Consider the following 15,692-nt stretch of genomic DNA (forward strand, 5'->3'; position numbering starts at 1 on the left):
CCAATAGGTGAAGCGGGCTTTACGCTGTTGGAGATGCTGGTCGCGTTGGCCGTGTTCAGTCTGGCTGCGCTGGCGCTGGTGCGGTTGCAGGGGGTGACGTTGCGGACGGCGGCGGATCTCGACAGCAAGGCGCTGGGGCAGATTGTCGCGCGTAACCTGATGGTGGAGGTGCAGACCGATCCTGCACCGCCTTCGCTGGGCAGCGAAGAGGGCGATGTCGATAATGGCGGGCGGCGCTGGCACTGGAAGCGGGCGGTCAAAGCTACGAACGACAAGCGGTTGTTGCAGGTTGATCTGACGGTGAATGGGCAGACTGGGGCTTTGCCGGTTGTGTTGAGCTTTGTGCGGGTGGTGCAGTGATGGCGCGCGCATACGGGGAAAGGCATGCGCAGGCGGGCTTCACGCTGATCGAATTGCTCGTCGCGTTGATGATTTTTGCGATGCTGGCGGCGGCGGGTGTGCTCTTGCTGGGGAATAGCGTGTCGGCGCAGGCGCAGGTCAAGGCGCGGCTGGATGACATGGCGGCCGTGCAGCGAGCAGGTGGCGCGCTGGCTGCCGATCTTGGGCAGGCGGTGCCGCGCATCAGCCGCACGGAGACGGGGACGCTGGCGCCAGCATTCTGGTCGCATCCTGAGGGTGAGGCCGTGCCGGTGATGCAGTTCGTGCGGGGCGGCTGGGACAATCTGGGCGATTTGCCAAGGCCCTCGCTCCAGAAGGTGGAATATTGGGTGCGGCAGGGTAGGCTGGAGCGGCGGACCTATGCGCAGGTGGATGGCGCGGCGGGTGATGAGCCAGCTACCCTGCTGGACCATGTCGATGATGTCGCGCTGCGCTTTCGGGATGCGCAGGGGGAGTGGCGTGGCGAGTGGATACCGACGCAGCCCGACCTGATGCCGCGCGCAGTTGAGATGACGATCACGCGCACGGGGGAGCCGCCCGTGACGCTGCGCTTCCTGGTGGGGCCGGGGCCTGCGGAGAAGCTGGAAGGGGAGATGGCCGGTGCCTGATCCCGGGAAAAAGGGCGAGCGGGGTGCGGCGTTGCTGACCGTATTGCTGCTGGTCGCGGTGATGGCGGTGGTTGCTTCCACGGCGCTGGAGCGGCTGGCGCTGGCGACGCGGATGACGGGCAATAGCGGCGCGGTGGATCAGGCGCGAGCCTTTGCCGATGCCGGGGCGGAGATGGCGCGGCTGCGGATCGGTGATCTGGTCGCGGCCAATCCGGGCAAGACGACGCTGGCGGGAAACTGGATGGGGACGCCGCAGCCGGTCGCTGTTCCCGGTGGTGTGGCGAGTGCACGGGTGAGCGATGCGGGGAACTGCTTCAACCTCAACAGCGTGGTGGCTGGCGAGAATGAGTCCAATTTGAAGGTGCGGCCGGTTGGGGTTTCGCAATTTCAGGCGCTGTTGCAGGCGCTGGGCGTCGATGCGCGGCAGGCGCAGGTGGCGGCGGCGTCTCTGGCCGACTGGATCGACAGCGATAGCGTGCCGCAGCCCGGCGGGGCGGAGGATGAGGTCTATGCGCAGGCGGCGCGGCCCTATCGTACGGCAAATCGCTTCATGGTGGATGCGAGTGAGTTGCGCGCGGTCCATGGCGTGACGCCCGCCATTTATGATCTGGCGCGGCCGTGGGTTTGTGCGCTGCCGACCGCGGATTTGTCGCCGATCAACGTCAACACGCTGCTGCCCGATCAGGCGGTGCTGTTCGCGATGCTGTTGCAGGGGCAGGTCAGCGTGGCGCAGGCACGGCAATATCTGGCGCAGCGGCCCGCCGAGGGTTACGGCAGCACGGTGCAATTCTGGGCGCCGCTTGCTGCCCAAGGTATCAATCCGCTTGAGGAAGCGGCCAATCAGGTCAAGTTGACCACAGGATTTTTCGGGGTGGACGTGACGGTGGACGTTGGGGGAACGCAGGTGGTGGAGCGGGCGCTGATCGATGCCCGGCAGAACCCGGCGAGGTTGATCCGCCGTAGCTGGGGGACCGGCGCGTGAGCGTGCGTGATGGATTGATCGTGGCGCTGCTTGAAGAGGGCGAGCCGCTGTGGATGCGCGTTGTCGATGGCGCTGTGGCGCAGAGCGGCAGGGGGGCAAACTGGCTGGCCGCTTGTGGCCTGACGGCGTTGCCTGCCGATACGGTGGTGATGCTGGTGCCGCCTGCTGCGATGGTGACGTTGCACTGGGCGGCCTATCCTGAGCTGGCGCCCCGGCAGGGGAGGGCGGCGGCGCGGCTGGCGGCGCTGGCGGGCGGGATCGTGCCTGCTGATCAGCTGTTTGCGGCGGCTGATGAGAATGATGATCCGGCGCGGCCGCATGTGGTCGCTGTCGCTGCAAGGAGTGACATGCAGCATTGGCTGCTCTGGGCGCAGCATCATGGGTTGGACCCGGATATTATCGTGCCTGCGCATTTGTTGCTGCCGGAGCCTGTTGAGGGTTTCGTGCGTGGCGCGCTGGATGGCGAGGCGGTGTTGCGAGGGAGTGGCGTTGCTTTTGGCGGCGATCTGGCTTCGGTGCTGGCGGCCGATGCGGCGATCGAGGATGTGCCCGCCGATCTGTTGCAGGCGAGGGCCGTCGAGGCGCTGGAGCTGCCTCCGCTGGACCTGCGGCAGGGCGACTTTGCCAGGCGCGTGCGGCGGGTGGCGGACAAGGCGGTGCTTCGGCGGATCCTGCTGTGGAGCGGGTTGATTTTGCTGATCAGCCTGCTGATTTCGCTGACTGTGATGGTACGACAGCATGTGGCGGCGCGGGGCCTGGATGCGGAGAGCCTGGCGCTGGCGCGGCAGGTGGTGCCGGGTGCGAGTGACTTGACGCAGGCAGAAGCCGAAATTGAGCGGCAGTTGGCAGCGCGGGGAGCGGGCGCCTATGCCTTTACGGCGCCGGTTGCGGGCTTGCTGAGCGCCTTGCAGGAGGCGCCGGGCGTGTCGATGACGGCGCTGTCGCGTGATCCCGACGGGATGATCCGGGCGACACTGGCGGCGGCAAAGGTGGAAGAGATCAACACTGTGTTGCTGGCGTTGCAGAGCGCGGGCTTCACCATCACGGCGACCCCTTCCCAAGACCCCGGCGGGCGGGCGCTGGCTGACATTACGGTGCGATCATGATGGATGCGGTGAAGACGATGTGGGGCGAAAGGTCGCCGCGCGAGCAATGGATGCTGGGCGTGATGTTCGCGCTGCTGGCGGTGGTGCTGCTGTGGCTGGGCGTGGTGGGGCCGTTGGCTTCGGCGCAGCGATCAGCGCGTGAGGGGCTGCTCGCCGCGACCGATCGCAATGCGGCGATGCGGGCGAAGGTGAAGTTGCTCAAGGCATTGCCGCGAGGGGTTGCGACGAGTTCCGGGATGGCGATCGATCAACTGGTGAGCCAGAGCGCGGGCGAGGCTGGGCTGACGCTGGAGCGGGCGGAGGCGCAGGGCGCGGCGCGGATCGAGATTGCGATGGCGTCGGTGCGGCCGGTGGCGCTCTTTTCGTGGCTGGCGGCGCTGGAGGCGCAGGGCGTCCGCGTGGAGACGATGAGCGCGCGGCCGTCGCCGACGGCGGGCAGCGTTTCGGTGCAGGCGGTGTTGGTGCGAGGGGCGGGGCAATGATGCGGCTCAATTGGTCGCGGAGGATGCGGATCGCGCTGGTCCTGCTGTTTGCTTTCGGGCTCATCCTGTTCATGCCGATGCGAATTGCGCTGGGGCTGTCCGGGGTGGAGCGGTTGGGCGTCGCCGCGCGGGAGGTGCGGGGGACGCTTTGGAGCGGGCGGATAGATCAGCTGATGCTGGGCACGATGCCGGTTGGGTCGGTGAATGCCGCTTTGTCGCCGGTGTCTTTGCTGATGGGGCGGGTGCGGTTCGACATTTGGCGGCGGCAGGGCGCGGCGGATGATCTGAGTGGCGCGCTGACCGTGGGTTTTGGGCGCGTGGGCATTGATGATGTGACGGGGACTGTGCCGATCGGAGGAAGCTTTGCGCCACTGCCAATCGCGAGTTTGGCGATGGAGGATGTGACAGCTTATTTTTCCGGTGACCGTTGCGGTCATGCCGAGGGTCGGGTGCGGGCGCAGATGGCAGGGCAATTTCCGGGTCTCAACCTGACGCAAGGGCTGTCGGGTGTGGCGAGTTGTGATGGCGAGGCGTTGTTGCTGCCGCTGGTGAGCCAGTCCGGGCTGGAGAAGATCAACCTGCGGATATGGCGGTCGGGGCGCTATGTCGCCGAGATGCGGGTGGAGACGGCGGACGCGGCGCTCGGCGATGCGCTGGCGAAGGCTGGCTTTGCCGGGACAGGCGGCGCGCGGGTGCTGAAGGTTGAAGGAACGCTGTGATCGATCCGCTGTGGGCGGGGCTGGGCGCGGTTGCAGGGGCGATCGCGGGCAGCTTTTTGGGGACGCTGATATTGCGTTGGCCCGAGGGTCGCGGCGTCATGCGTGGACGTTCGGCCTGCGATAGCTGCGGGCGGGTGCTGAGCGCGGTCGATCTTGTCCCGATGATAAGCGCGCTGCTGTTGCGGGGGAGGTGCAGGACTTGCGGCGGGAAGATCGCACCGCTGCACGGGCGCATGGAGGCAGGGTGCGCGGTGATCGGGGCGCTCGCCTGCGGTCTGGCGCCGGGGCTGGCGGGGGCTGGATGGGCATTGCTGGGATGGCTGCTGCTGACATTGGCGATCCTGGATTGGCAGCATTTCTGGTTGCCCGATGCGCTGACGTTGCCGTTGGCATTCCTTGGACTGACATTGGGCCTGTGGGTGACGGATGCGGCGCTGTCCGATCGCGTGATCGGGGCAGCAGGAGGATATGGCGTTCTGCTGGCGGTGGCGGTCAGCTATCGGATGGCGCGGGGGCGCGAAGGATTGGGCCTGGGCGATGCGAAGCTGATGGGCAGCCTTGGGGCCTGGTTTGGATGGCAGGCGCTGCCGTTCATCCTGCTGATGGCTGCGGGGACTGGCCTGGTGGCCGTACTGGCCAGCGTCGCGTTGGGCCGGAAGGTGAGTGCAGCGACGCGGGTGCCGCTGGGCACATGTCTGGCGGTCGCGGCGTTTCCTGGGTGGTGGGTGTCGATGCTGGTTCGTTAAGGGACTGCCTAGCGCACACGCCAGCGGTAATCCTCTTCCCGCACCTCGGTAACGGCATATCCTTCGGGATCGCGAGCAGGGCGAAAGCGGTATCGTTCCATGATGACCCGGCAAGTCATCGCGTCAATCTCCGGATAGCCGCTTCCTTCGATAACTTCGCATCTATCGACTTGTCCCGAAGGACCGATGGCGTATCGCACGCCGATCGTCACGCGGCCTACGCCGCGTAAGGAGCCAGGGAAATCCGAATTGCGAAAGCGACCACCGGTTTGGCGCGCTCGCGAGAAATCGCCTCCCTCGCCATCCTCCCGACCAGTGCCGGTTCCAGTGCCGCCGGACCCGCTGCCAAAGCCGGGAGTAGCGCCACTACCCGCGCCGCCTGCACCGCTCGTTATGGAGGCTGTCGGCGCGGTGGGCAGGGTAGGAGCGGAGGTATTTATCACGGGCGACAGTGCGACAACGCTGGGACGGGGTGGCGGTTGATCTCGCACCTTCTCGGCGCGTGGAGGAGATCCGGACGCAGCGCCGCCTTCGCGTTTGGATTTGCGAGCTTCTTCAGGCGGGGGAGGTTTGGATTGGTCCGGCGTGGGGGGCTTCAGATTGAACAACGCCAAAGGGGTGCTATCTATCGCAGAGCGTAACAGCGAAGGCGCTCGAAGGCCGATTATCAACGCATAGCCGATCACGACATTGACCAAGAGCGCCGCAATAGCGGGGACGATTCTGTCCCGGCCCTGCCATCGCTGCGCCCAAGATGCTGTCATGTCATTGAATGCCGCGTGCGACGCGCGGCGATATGGCGTCAGCGGTAAACGCGGTTGCCGTTGCGATCGATATAATATTCGCGGCCGCGACGGTCACGTTCCCACCGGCGTTGTCCATCGGACGTGGCCGCGCCTACGACAGCACCACCCGCAGCGCCGATCGCCGCGCCTTCGGCAACGCCAAGCCCGGGCACGATCGCACCTGCTACTGCACCACCGACCGCGCCGATGCCTGCACCCCGCAGTCCATCGCGCGTCGTTTCACGAGAACAGCCGCCAACGCTGGCAGCGGCTGCCAATCCTGCCACCAATAAGAATGTGTTACGCATGGTTCGTCTCCACAATTGCCAACGTCAAACGACAGAGACGCAAGTTAGTTCGATCCATATGTCACAAACGTGCCGAACGGCGCTGAAATTACGAGCGCTCGATGTGCGGGTGGCGACCGCAACCAGAGATCGCGGGACACATTCGCGGTGCAAATTATCTATGAGAGAGTGGTGACCCCTACGGGAATCGAACCCGTGTTTCAGCCGTGAGAGGGCCGCGTCCTAACCGCTAGACGAAGGGGCCTTGGCCGCACGGGCGGCAGGCAGGCGGTGGCGTTTAGGGGGAGAGGGGTTCGCCGTCAAGCGAAACCAATTGCCCTGTTCGGCCCATAAAAAACCACCCCATGTATTACATGGGGTGGCCAAGGTTCAGGGAGGAGACGCCTCCAAAAGGGGGAGGCGCCCATACGACACACCCGAAAGGGGGGCAGGTGCGCCGTATGTTTGGAAGATAAAGAAGGTCCCGCTCACTTTCAAGTGGCGAGCAGAAACCTTTTCTATCGCATTATTGATGCAGGTTAATTTTCAGCGTTATGCGTCGGCGGTCTGGGGCGCCGCCGGGACGGAAATGGGGCCTTTGCCCTGCGTGACCTGCGACTCGAAAACTTCGCGGATGAGCTGCAGCGAGAAAAGATGCGCGTAGATAAGGGGCAGCATGCCGTTCTGGCTGATCTTCCGCAGCTGGTCGCCACGCATGTCGCGCAGCTTTTCCTCGTTCACCATGCGGAAGCCGCGATAGACGAAAGGCTGATCGTTGCCGGGCACCTGGATGGCGACTTCACCGTCCATCAGCAGGTCCAGTTCCTTCAGGTCCTTCATGAACTGGCCAGTACGCGCGGCGGCCTGTTCGAAATCCTCGCAGAATTTGAGGACGCCCTGGGTGAGTTCGGTCGGCTTGCCATCTTCAAAAAGGGGCTGGCCCTCCTCGAATTCGCCGACCGCCTCGCTGGTCGGATCGAAGCAGAGCGAAAGCTCGTCGGTGTCGGGGCGCAGCTTTGCCAGCATCCAGGGGTAGCGGCGGACATAGGCGGGGACATAGGCGGGTCCGCGCAGCTTGCCTTCATCGTCGAGGAAGGTGTTGACGCCTTCGTTCAGGCCCATCAGCGCCAGCGGCACCGCTTCGTCACCGGCCGAGAAGATGATCGGCACGAACCGTTGGGCCGCGACGAATTCATCGACGGTCAGGGGAACGGCATGCTGCTTCGTGAGGAAGGGCGCGGACTCCACCGAGCGGCTGCGATAGCTCGCATGATCGACGCTGCTGAGCGGGAGCAGGTCGTTGTAAAACACGGGGAGATTATTGGCGGGCGCGCTAGCCATGATGCTGTTCTTCCATCCTATCGAAGCAGCGCATGTTGGCTGCGCTACCTTTCCTAAAAACTGGGTGTGGGCGATAAAGACCTTGTTGGTGGGAGGCAATTGCTTTGTCGAGCCGCCCGCCGCCTCTAGCTCTCTTCGGGACGGGGGATCAGCTTGTCCGGGTTCATGAGGCCAAGGGGGTCAAGCGCAGCCTTGATCGCGCGCAGGGCATGTAGCCGGGCGGGACTGGCCAAGCGGCCGAGTTCGGCCCGTTTCATCTGGCCGATGCCATGCTCCGCCGAAATGGAGCCGCCCGCCGCGACGACGGCATCATGGACGAAGGCGTTGATCGACTTCCCTTCTGCCGCGATCCAGGCGGGGCCGTCTGTCGTTCCCTTGGGCGCGCGAACATGGAAGTGGACGTTGCCATCGCCAAGATGACCGAAGGAGGAGGCGGTGGTGCCCGCGAAGGTGCGTTCGGTCGCCGCGGCCATGTCGATCATGAAGGCGGGCATGCGGGCCACGGGCACGCTGATGTCATATTGCAGCGCCGGTCCCTGCGCCCTCTCCGCTTCGGACAATGATTCGCGCAGGCGCCAGAACGCCGCTGCCTGAGCATCATTGGCGGCGACCGTGGCATCGACAGCGAGGCCTTGTTCGAGAGCTTGAGCCAGCGCTCCCTCAAGACGCTCGGCGGGGGATGGGCTGGACAGGTCGGCATGATCGACTTCGATCAGCACATGCCAGGGCGTGCGCGTCTCGATCGGGCAGCGGGTGCCGGGAATGTGGGAGAGGACATGGCCCAGGCCATCGTCGGCGATAATTTCGAACCCCTCGACGCTGTCGCCCAATTGCCTTTCGGTCAGGCGGAGCAGGGCAAGCGCGTCGGCGGGCGATCGGACGCCCACCCAACCGACTGCGCGGATCGCGATCGCAGGGACTAGGCGCAGCGAGGCGGCGGTGATGATGCCGAGCGTTCCTTCCGCGCCGATCAGCAATTGTTTGAGGTCATAGCCGCGATTGTCTTTTTTTAGTGCATCGAGGCCATGCAGGATGGTGCCGTCGGGGAGGACTGCCTCCAACCCCTCGACAAGTGCGCGCATCGTGCCATGGCGCAGCACCTGAGTGCCGCCTGCGTTGGTCGATATGAGACCGCCGATCGTGGCCGACCCCTTCGCGCCGAGGCTGAGCGGGAAGCGGCGCCCGGCTTGCTCCGCAGCATCGTGCAGAGTCTCGAGGATGACCCCTGCCTCGCATATTGCGAGATTGTCGTCGGGAGAAAGGGAGCGGATGCGGTTCATCCGGCGCAGCGACAGGATGAGCGCTGACCCGTCGTCCGGAGGGGTTGCGCCGCCGACCATCGATGTATTTCCTCCCTGAGGAACCAGGGGCACGTGAAGATCAGCCGCGAGTGCGACGGTCGCGGCAACTTCGTCCGTATTGGAGGGCTGGAGAATGGCGGCAGCGGCGCCGTGAAAACGTCCCCGCCAATCAGTGAGCCAGGGAGCGATGTCGTCCGCATCGGTGACGACGCCCTTCGGTCCAAGCAAGGTTATAAACCTGTCGATGATGTCTTGCCCTATCATACTGCAATGCTATGCCCCGGAATTCATCGACGGTTCAACCACCGGCCCATAGCGTGCCGCCCCAAAAGGGGTTCGATTTGCTTCATTCCGTCCTGTTGCTCCTTGTCGCGCCCGTGAGTGAGCCCGTGCAATTGGCGCAGATGTCGATCGAGCAACGGATCATCATTCGCGTGCCGATGGCGAAAAAGGGACGAGCGCCCGCGCGCATCGCTCCGCAGGCGCGGCGTGCGTGGAAGGAAAAGAAGGGGCCGCGCTGCATCGCCTTGCGGTCGATCCGGTCGGCCAGCGTCATTGTGGATAATGGCGTCGATTTGCTGCTGGCAGATAATCACCGCTACAGGGCTCGGCTGGAGCGGGGGTGCAGTTCGACGGGCTTCTACTCGGGCTTTTATGTCGAGCCGGATGAGGATGGGTCGCTTTGTTCAGGGCGCGATGAATTGCAGGCGCGAAGCGGGCTTAGTTGTGTGATCGACAGTTTCCGGCGTTTGGAAGAGGCGGACGGGGACGATTGACCCTTGTCGAAACGCGCTCCGATGCGCGATTTTCTTGACAAGATGCCAATATTTCCGCAAGGCGCGCGCGATTTCCGTGATGCATGAGCGCGTTGCGGAGAGCCTCTGTCCCGGACAATTGAATGACTTTTGCCGATCTCGGCCTTTCCGATGAACTGTTGAAGGCCGTTAACGAGGCCGGATACGATACGCCCACGCCGATTCAGGCGCAGGCGATCCCCCCTGTCCTGATGATGAAGGACATTATCGGCATCGCGCAGACGGGGACGGGCAAGACCGCCAGCTTCGTGTTGCCGATGATCGACATTCTGGCTCATGGCCGGGCTCGTGCGTTGATGCCGCGTTCGCTCATTCTGGAGCCGACGCGCGAACTCGCGGCGCAGGTTGCCGAGAATTTCGAGAAGTACGGAAAATATCACAAGCTCAACATGGCGCTGCTGATCGGCGGCGTGCAGATGGGCGATCAGCTCAAAGCCCTGGAAAAGGGCGTCGATGTGCTGATCGCCACGCCGGGCCGCCTGATGGACCTGTTCCAGCGCGGCAAGATATTGCTGAACGGCTGTTCGATGCTGGTCATCGATGAAGCGGATCGCATGCTGGACATGGGGTTCATCCCGGATATCGAGGAAATTTGCACCAAATTGCCCTCGCAGCGGCAGACACTGCTGTTTTCAGCGACCATGCCCGCGCCGATCAAGAAGCTGGCGGATCGGTTCCTCAGCAATCCCAAGTCGATTGAGGTGGCGCGGCCTGCGACGGCCTCCACGAACATCACCCAAAGGCTGGTGAAAGTTGACTCGCGCAAGAAGCGCGAAGCCTTGCGAGCGATGCTTGAGCATGAAGAAGTGCAAAGCGCGGTAATCTTCTGCAATCGTAAGACGACGGTTCGTGAACTGAACAAGAGCTTGCAGCGCTACGGTTTCAAGTCGGGCGAAATCCATGGCGACATCGACCAGTCGTCGCGAATTGCCGAACTGGAGCGGTTCCGCGCGGGATCGGTGAATATCCTGGTAGCGTCCGATGTCGCTGCGCGCGGGCTGGATATCAAGGGTGTCAGCCACGTCTTCAATTTCGATGCGCCCTGGCATCCGGACGATTATGTCCATCGTATTGGCCGTACCGGGCGCGCGGGGGCGTCGGGTGTCGCCTATACCTTCGTGACCCCGGAAGATGCCGAGGCGATCGACAATATCCAGAAGCTGATCGGGCAGAAGATCGAAACGATCGACATGCCCGCTGCTGCCGCTGCAAAGGCGGATAAGGCCGAAGAGCCGCGCCGCGAGAGTGAGCGGAAAGCGGAGCGTAGGCCCAGTAAGCGGCGTGACGAGGAACGCCGCGAAGAACCGCGCGTCGCACGGCAGCAGGGCAATGCTGCGCGTCCACGCCGGAACGAGGTTGTGGACGAGGGGCCGGACGAGGGCTGGAATGGACCTGTGCCCGAATTTCTCTCCGTCGGGTTTGACGCCTGAAGGGTTGCTTTACAATAGCCCCATCGCGCGCAGGCTGCTGTGCCCCTGCGATCCAATGATGATATGATCATGCACCGCGATGTTGAGGCGCTTGCCCGCTTCGGCGATCTGGCGCGTGATTTCAATGTCCTGACGGCTGGGTTCGGGAGAACCGCTGGGGTGGTTGTGCACCAGGATCAGCGCTGACGAACCGAGGTCGATGGCGCGGCGAATGACTTCACGTGTGTAGATGGCGGCCTGGTCGATCGACCCGTCGCCCATATGTTCATCGCGGATCAGCATGTTGCGGCTGTTGAGGTGAAGCACGCGGACGCGCTCTACGGGCAGATAGGCCATGTCGGCGCGCAGATAGTCTAGCAGGGCCTGCCAGCTTGCAAGGACCGGGCGTTGTGCGACCTCGTTGCGGAGCATGCGCAGCAGGGTGGCATGCACGATCTTGACGGCGGCAATGCTGGTGTCGCCCATGCCGGGAACGCGCGCGATCGCCTGCCAATCGGCGGTCATCAGGCCGCCGATGCCGCCAAATTCACGCAGCAACGCCTTCGCAAGCGGCTTGGTGTCGCGGCGGGGAATGGCGAGAGCTAACAGATATTCGATAAGCTCATGATCGTGCAGCGCATCACCGCCGCTTTCCGCCAGCTTTTGCCGAAGTCGGGCGCGATGACCCACGCCGTCATGGCTGACCACAACTTCCCTGTCCGCCAATGCCTTATAATCCCCCGTTCAGAGAAATGGACCTATGCGTTGCGCAAATATCGGGCAAGGATATTTAGGGAGCGTCAGACGTTATGCAGGCGTTACGGATCAAGTGTGAAAGCCGGGGTTGGCCATAAGCATGGAAGTAGAGGACGGCGAAGAGGGAATTCGCCGCGGCTGGTTACGCTGGCTGGGCGTAGGGACGGGATCCCTGGCGCTGATCCTTGTTGCGTTGTGGACCCAGCGAGCGCCGATCGCGGAAAATTTCATTGGGCGGGAGATGAACCGGCGCGGCGTCCAGGCAAGCTATGACCTGAAGGACATCGGCCTGCGCACTCAACGTATCGAGAATATTGTCCTTGGCGATCCCGCGAATCCGGATCTGACTGCCCGGTGGGTGGAAGTGGATCTGGGCTTCACCGGCCTGTCCCCGCATGTGGCGGCTGTGAGGGCAGGCGGCGTGCGGCTGCGCGGTTCTTATCGTGATGGGGTGCTCCGGCTGGGGGAATTGGACAAGTTTCGCGATCCAGCGTCCAAAGCACCGTTCAGTCTGCCGGACATCGCGCTTGCGCTGCGTGATGCGCGCATGCGGCTTGATACCGACGCCGGAGTGGTCGGCGTGCAGATCGACGGCAAGGGTAATCTGAGATCGGGCTTCGACGGCCGTCTTGCCGCCGCCATGCCACGGGCGGCGTTCGCGGGGTGCAAGCTGGCCGACATGACCGCCTTGCTGGATGTCGCCATAAGGAATGAGCGACCGCATTTGGTTGGACCGGCGCAGGCGACAGCTCTTGGATGCAGGAACAGCGCCACCGGCGCGGCGAAGCCGAGGGCGGACATGGACGTCTGGATCGGCAAGGCGCTGGATCGGTGGAATGGCCATGTCGTGCTGGGAGCCGAGGCGTTGAAGTCCTCTGGCATGGTGCTGGCGAAGCCCGTCGCGCGGATCGACTTTGATGGCAATGCGACGGCGACGGCTGGCCGCGCGCGAATCGGCGCGGCGGCACTGGCTATGGCGGGCCTCAAGGCAGGTCAGTCGGAGATTGTCGGCGCTTGGAGCGTCGCAAAAGGTAAGTCACAGGCCAGCGGGCGTTTGTCGGCGCATCAACTGAGCCTTCCCGGACGCGATCCTCTGGCGGGGTTGAAGCGGTCTGCGGCGGGCACGCCTTTGGCGCCGCTGGCCGAACGGTTGGCCGATGCGGTGCGCCGCGCGGGGGAGGATAATGTGCTGCGAACCAGCCTGGCCTTCGCGCAAAGCGGCCAGGGTGGAAGCGTGGTGCTGACGAACAGTAGATTCGAATCACGCAGCGGCGCGCGCGTGACGATTCCGGGCGAGGGCAGGGTGACCATTGCCTGGCCGGGCAAGGCGGGAGCGGCTGTCGACTGGGCGCTGGATGGCGCGCTCACGACGGACGGGGGTGGATTGCCGAAGGCTGCACTGCGGCTGGCACGGCGTCCGGGTGGCGGATTGGGTGGACAGCTTTTTATCGACCCCTATGCGGCTCGTGACGCCAGGCTGACGCTCGACCCGGTGCGTTTCACCGCCGGACCTCGGGGAGATACGCTCTTTTCAACGGTGGCAAGGCTGGACGGCCCACTGCCCGGCGGGCGGCTACGCGGGCTTGTGGTGCCGGTTGCGGGACAGCTGAATGCTGATGGGTCGATCGCTATCAACCGGCGCTGCGTGCCGTTGGTGTTGGAGGAGGCGCGCTACGGCAGCTTTTCGCTCGGGCGCACCCGGCAGACGCTGTGTCCAATCGGCGGTGGCGCTCTGGTGGCGACGGGGCCGGGCGGGGTGAGCGCGGGGGCCGAGATTCGCAATCTCGACCTGCGAGGACATAGCGGCCAGAGTCCAATGCGGCTGTCGGCGGAGCGGGCAAGGGTCGCCATCGGTCAGGAGGGCTTTTCGCTATCTCGGGCGGAACTGGCGATAGGGCCTGAAGCATCTCCGGTGCGGCTGGTCGCGCAAACGCTGACCGGCAGGGCTGCGGCGCAGGGTTTGACGGGAAAGCTGGCAGGGACCAACACGCGAATCGGTTCCGTTCCGCTGATCGTGGAGGATGGCGCGGGCGAATGGAGCTTCGCCCAAGGAGCGTTGAAGCTCGCCGCAGCGGTTATGGTGCGCGATGCCCAGACCCCGGGACGGTTCGAGCCGTTGAAGGTGCCGGACTTCGCCCTCAGCTTGCGGGACGGCCGAATCCTGGCGACAGGGACGCTGCGGGCTCCGCGCAACGATGCTTTGGTCGCACGTGCGGACATTGCGCATGATCTGGGTTCTGGCCGGGGCAAGGCCGACCTGACCGTGCCGGGGTTGGTGTTCGGTCCCAATTTGCAGCCCGAGGAGGTAACCCGCCTGGCGTTGGGGGTTGTCGCCAACGTCGATGCGACGGTAACGGGCGAAGGGCATATCCGATGGAACGGCACGGATGTGACCAGCGATGGCGTGTTCCGCACCGACAACGCCAAGTTGGCGGCGGCGTTCGGTCCCGTCGAGGGAATGACCGGCGAATTGCGCTTTACCGATTTGCTGGGGCTGGTGAGCGCGCCGGGGCAGGAAGTGCGGATGAGGACCGTCAATCCCGGCGTCGAAGTGCGCGATGGCCTTGTCCGCTACAGGCTGGAGCCTGGGCAGAAGGTTCGCATCGAGGGCGGCGGCTGGCCCTTTTCCGGAGGGCAACTGGTTCTGTTGCCCACGACGATGGACTTCAGTGCCGATGTGGACCGCTATCTGACGTTCCGCGTCATCGGCATAGATGCGGGTGCCTTCATCCAGACGATGGAGCTTGAGAATATATCGGCCACAGGCACGTTCGACGGGATCATGCCGCTGATCTTCAATGCCCAGGGCGGGCGCGTCGCGGGGGGCGTGCTGACCGCAAGGCAGCAGGGCATGCCGCCGCTCATCATGCCCGAAGGGGTGCTGCCCACGGTGCCGTGCGATCCCAACCGCCAGTCGGGGACGCTGTCCTATGTTGGGCCGGTTTCGAACGAGCAATTGGGCGTGATGGGCAAGCTGGCCTTCGATGCGCTCAAGAATCTGCAATATAAATGCCTCACGATCCTGATGGACGGCGCGCTTGATGGAGAGATGGTGACCAATGTCGTGTTCAACGGCGTCAACCGGGGGAAGCTGGGCGATGTTCCGGCGGGCATGGCGCGAAACCTGACCGGATTGCCCTTCATCTTCAATGTGCGCATCGCGGCGCCATTTCGCGGCCTGCTGGGCACGGCAAAGTCCTTCATCGATCCCACTATGCTTATCCAGAACAGCATAGGGGATCAGGTGCAGGAGAAGATTCGCCAAGGGATTGCAGTTAACCCTGCGGAAAGCGACACTGTGAGAAACAGGGAACAGAAATGAAAACACAAGCTATCTTTGCGGCGGGTTTCGCCGGTTTGGCCCTGACGGGCTGCATCCAGGTGAAGGCACCGGACAAGCCGATCGAAATCAACCTGAATGTAAAGGTGCAGCAGGAGGTCGTCGTACGCCTTCAGCGTGATGCACAGGATCTTATCCAGAATAACCCGGAGTTGTTCCCGCAATGACACGCAAGCTTTTGATGATCGTCGCAGGTGCCGCCGTCGTGCTGGGCACGGGCCTTGTCGCGAGCGCGCCCGCTCGCGCGCAGTCGGGCGCGGTTGCCGCTGCTATGGCGGAGGGCGCGGTGGGCGAGCAGGCGGACGGCTATTTGGGCATTGCTGGATCGGTGAGCGCGGCGGTGCGATCGGAAGTCGAATCGATCAACATCAAGCGGCGCGCGGCCTACACCGACCTTGCCAGCAAGCGAGGCGTCACGGTTCAGGATGTGGCGGCAGCCACGGGTTGCCAGACATTGAGCAACCGCGTGAAGCAAGGCCAGGTTTATCGCGTGGGGGCGGGACCCTGGCAAACCAAGGGTGCCGGGCCGATCGCCCTGCCGACCTATTGCGCAACTGCAGGGTAATTACGCGACTGCGGGGAGTTTCGCCGCCGCACCCGGCGGAAGCGCAATTCT

At 64.1% G+C, this 15,692-nt stretch carries 17 protein-coding genes and 1 tRNA gene; 12 read left to right on the forward strand and 6 right to left on the reverse strand.

Annotation, left to right across the window (positions count from 1 at the left end; genetic code table 11):
- The first annotated feature begins 3 nt into the window (after nucleotides 1–3).
- From gspI to IZV00_RS03520, 7 genes are read left to right on the forward strand one after another with little or no spacing between them, the layout of a single operon-like run.
- Nucleotides 4–360: a type II secretion system minor pseudopilin GspI gene (gspI, locus tag IZV00_RS03490; RefSeq protein ID WP_196226490.1), complete on the forward strand. Its 357-nt coding sequence runs from the start codon at nucleotides 4–6 to the stop codon at nucleotides 358–360.
- Nucleotides 360–1,007 carry a type II secretion system minor pseudopilin GspJ gene (gene gspJ / locus IZV00_RS03495; RefSeq protein ID WP_196225793.1) on the forward strand — a complete coding sequence of 216 codons (648 nt, stop codon included), beginning with the start codon at nucleotides 360–362 and terminating at the stop codon, nucleotides 1,005–1,007. Before gspI ends, gspJ begins: the two co-directional genes overlap by 1 nt.
- Nucleotides 1,000–1,989 carry a type II secretion system minor pseudopilin GspK gene (gene gspK / locus IZV00_RS03500; RefSeq protein WP_196225794.1) on the forward strand — a complete coding sequence of 330 codons (990 nt, stop codon included), beginning with the start codon at nucleotides 1,000–1,002 and terminating at the stop codon, nucleotides 1,987–1,989. The genes gspJ and gspK overlap by 8 nt, the downstream gene beginning before the upstream one ends.
- Nucleotides 1,986–3,095: a type II secretion system protein GspL gene (gene gspL, locus IZV00_RS03505; protein ID WP_196225795.1), complete on the forward strand. Its 1,110-nt coding sequence runs from the start codon at nucleotides 1,986–1,988 to the stop codon at nucleotides 3,093–3,095. The genes gspK and gspL overlap by 4 nt, the downstream gene beginning before the upstream one ends.
- The gene (gene gspM / locus IZV00_RS03510; RefSeq protein ID WP_196225796.1) at nucleotides 3,092–3,577 is read left to right on the forward strand and encodes a type II secretion system protein GspM; all 486 of its coding nucleotides are present in this window, start codon (nucleotides 3,092–3,094) and stop codon (nucleotides 3,575–3,577) included. The genes gspL and gspM overlap by 4 nt, the downstream gene beginning before the upstream one ends.
- A complete protein-coding gene (gene gspN, locus IZV00_RS03515) occupies nucleotides 3,574–4,296 on the forward strand; it encodes a type II secretion system protein N (RefSeq protein ID WP_443020060.1) in 723 nt (240 codons plus the stop codon). Before gspM ends, gspN begins: the two co-directional genes overlap by 4 nt.
- Complete coding sequence (locus tag IZV00_RS03520; protein ID WP_196225797.1) at nucleotides 4,293–5,042, forward strand: prepilin peptidase; 750 nt, start codon at nucleotides 4,293–4,295, stop codon at nucleotides 5,040–5,042. The genes gspN and IZV00_RS03520 overlap by 4 nt, the downstream gene beginning before the upstream one ends.
- Nucleotides 5,043–5,050: 8 nt before the next feature.
- Here IZV00_RS03520 and IZV00_RS03525 read toward each other — a convergent pair whose 3' ends face one another.
- The 5 genes from IZV00_RS03525 to IZV00_RS03545 all read right to left on the reverse strand — a co-directional run bounded on the left by IZV00_RS03525 (nucleotide 5,051) and on the right by IZV00_RS03545 (nucleotide 9,020).
- The gene (locus IZV00_RS03525; protein ID WP_196225798.1) at nucleotides 5,051–5,485 is read right to left on the reverse strand and encodes an energy transducer TonB; all 435 of its coding nucleotides are present in this window, start codon (nucleotides 5,483–5,485) and stop codon (nucleotides 5,051–5,053) included.
- A 359-nt stretch (nucleotides 5,486–5,844) separates the two neighbouring features.
- The gene (locus IZV00_RS03530; protein WP_196225799.1) at nucleotides 5,845–6,135 is read right to left on the reverse strand and encodes a hypothetical protein; all 291 of its coding nucleotides are present in this window, start codon (nucleotides 6,133–6,135) and stop codon (nucleotides 5,845–5,847) included.
- A gap of 169 nt (nucleotides 6,136–6,304) precedes the next feature.
- Nucleotides 6,305–6,379, reverse strand: a tRNA-Glu gene (locus IZV00_RS03535).
- 287 nt (nucleotides 6,380–6,666) lie between these two features.
- Nucleotides 6,667–7,455 (reverse strand): SapC family protein, encoded by a 789-nt coding sequence (locus tag IZV00_RS03540; RefSeq protein ID WP_196225800.1) that lies wholly within the window; start codon nucleotides 7,453–7,455, stop codon nucleotides 6,667–6,669.
- A 125-nt stretch (nucleotides 7,456–7,580) separates the two neighbouring features.
- Complete coding sequence (locus IZV00_RS03545; RefSeq protein ID WP_196225801.1) at nucleotides 7,581–9,020, reverse strand: FAD-binding oxidoreductase; 1,440 nt, start codon at nucleotides 9,018–9,020, stop codon at nucleotides 7,581–7,583.
- A 77-nt stretch (nucleotides 9,021–9,097) separates the two neighbouring features.
- Here IZV00_RS03545 and IZV00_RS03550 point away from each other — a divergent pair, with 77 nt between their 5' ends.
- Together IZV00_RS03550 and IZV00_RS03555 are read left to right on the forward strand one after the other, a co-directional pair.
- Nucleotides 9,098–9,532, forward strand: coding sequence for a hypothetical protein (locus IZV00_RS03550; RefSeq protein ID WP_196225802.1), 435 nt, complete (start codon nucleotides 9,098–9,100; stop codon nucleotides 9,530–9,532).
- Nucleotides 9,533–9,654: 122 nt separating this feature from the next.
- A complete protein-coding gene (locus IZV00_RS03555; RefSeq protein WP_196225803.1) occupies nucleotides 9,655–11,001 on the forward strand; it encodes a DEAD/DEAH box helicase in 1,347 nt (448 codons plus the stop codon).
- Between the two features lie 9 nt (nucleotides 11,002–11,010).
- On the opposite strand, the gene radC is transcribed toward IZV00_RS03555, so the two are convergent.
- Nucleotides 11,011–11,706: a RadC family protein gene (gene radC / locus IZV00_RS03560; RefSeq protein WP_196225804.1), complete on the reverse strand. Its 696-nt coding sequence runs from the start codon at nucleotides 11,704–11,706 to the stop codon at nucleotides 11,011–11,013.
- A gap of 130 nt (nucleotides 11,707–11,836) precedes the next feature.
- Here radC and IZV00_RS03565 point away from each other — a divergent pair, with 130 nt between their 5' ends.
- From IZV00_RS03565 to IZV00_RS03575, 3 genes are read left to right on the forward strand one after another with little or no spacing between them, the layout of a single operon-like run.
- Complete coding sequence (locus IZV00_RS03565; RefSeq protein WP_196225805.1) at nucleotides 11,837–15,058, forward strand: intermembrane phospholipid transport protein YdbH family protein; 3,222 nt, start codon at nucleotides 11,837–11,839, stop codon at nucleotides 15,056–15,058.
- Nucleotides 15,055–15,243 carry a YnbE family lipoprotein gene (locus tag IZV00_RS03570; protein WP_196225806.1) on the forward strand — a complete coding sequence of 63 codons (189 nt, stop codon included), beginning with the start codon at nucleotides 15,055–15,057 and terminating at the stop codon, nucleotides 15,241–15,243. The genes IZV00_RS03565 and IZV00_RS03570 overlap by 4 nt, the downstream gene beginning before the upstream one ends.
- Complete coding sequence (locus IZV00_RS03575; RefSeq protein ID WP_196225807.1) at nucleotides 15,240–15,641, forward strand: YdbL family protein; 402 nt, start codon at nucleotides 15,240–15,242, stop codon at nucleotides 15,639–15,641. Before IZV00_RS03570 ends, IZV00_RS03575 begins: the two co-directional genes overlap by 4 nt.
- Nucleotides 15,642–15,692 lie beyond the last annotated feature (51 nt).

It is taken from the genome of Sphingobium sp. Cam5-1, from assembly GCF_015693305.1.
Taxonomy (GTDB): domain Bacteria; phylum Pseudomonadota; class Alphaproteobacteria; order Sphingomonadales; family Sphingomonadaceae; genus Sphingobium.

Bases quoted from the DNA above. Each gene is read 5' to 3' on its own strand.
- IZV00_RS03575 (WP_196225807.1), top strand. From the start codon at position 15,240: ATGACACGCAAGCTTTTGATGATCGTCGCAGGTGCCGCCGTCGTGCTG.
- IZV00_RS03545 (WP_196225801.1), bottom strand. From the start codon at position 9,020: ATGATAGGGCAAGACATCATCGACAGGTTTATAACCTTGCTTGGACCG.
- IZV00_RS03570 (WP_196225806.1), top strand. From the start codon at position 15,055: ATGAAAACACAAGCTATCTTTGCGGCGGGTTTCGCCGGTTTGGCCCTG.
- gspM (WP_196225796.1), top strand. From the start codon at position 3,092: ATGATGGATGCGGTGAAGACGATGTGGGGCGAAAGGTCGCCGCGCGAG.
- IZV00_RS03530 (WP_196225799.1), bottom strand. From the start codon at position 6,135: ATGCGTAACACATTCTTATTGGTGGCAGGATTGGCAGCCGCTGCCAGC.
- IZV00_RS03555 (WP_196225803.1), top strand. From the start codon at position 9,655: ATGACTTTTGCCGATCTCGGCCTTTCCGATGAACTGTTGAAGGCCGTT.
- IZV00_RS03565 (WP_196225805.1), top strand. From the start codon at position 11,837: ATGGAAGTAGAGGACGGCGAAGAGGGAATTCGCCGCGGCTGGTTACGC.
- IZV00_RS03540 (WP_196225800.1), bottom strand. From the start codon at position 7,455: ATGGCTAGCGCGCCCGCCAATAATCTCCCCGTGTTTTACAACGACCTG.
- gspJ (WP_196225793.1), top strand. From the start codon at position 360: ATGGCGCGCGCATACGGGGAAAGGCATGCGCAGGCGGGCTTCACGCTG.
- gspN (WP_443020060.1), top strand. From the start codon at position 3,574: ATGATGCGGCTCAATTGGTCGCGGAGGATGCGGATCGCGCTGGTCCTG.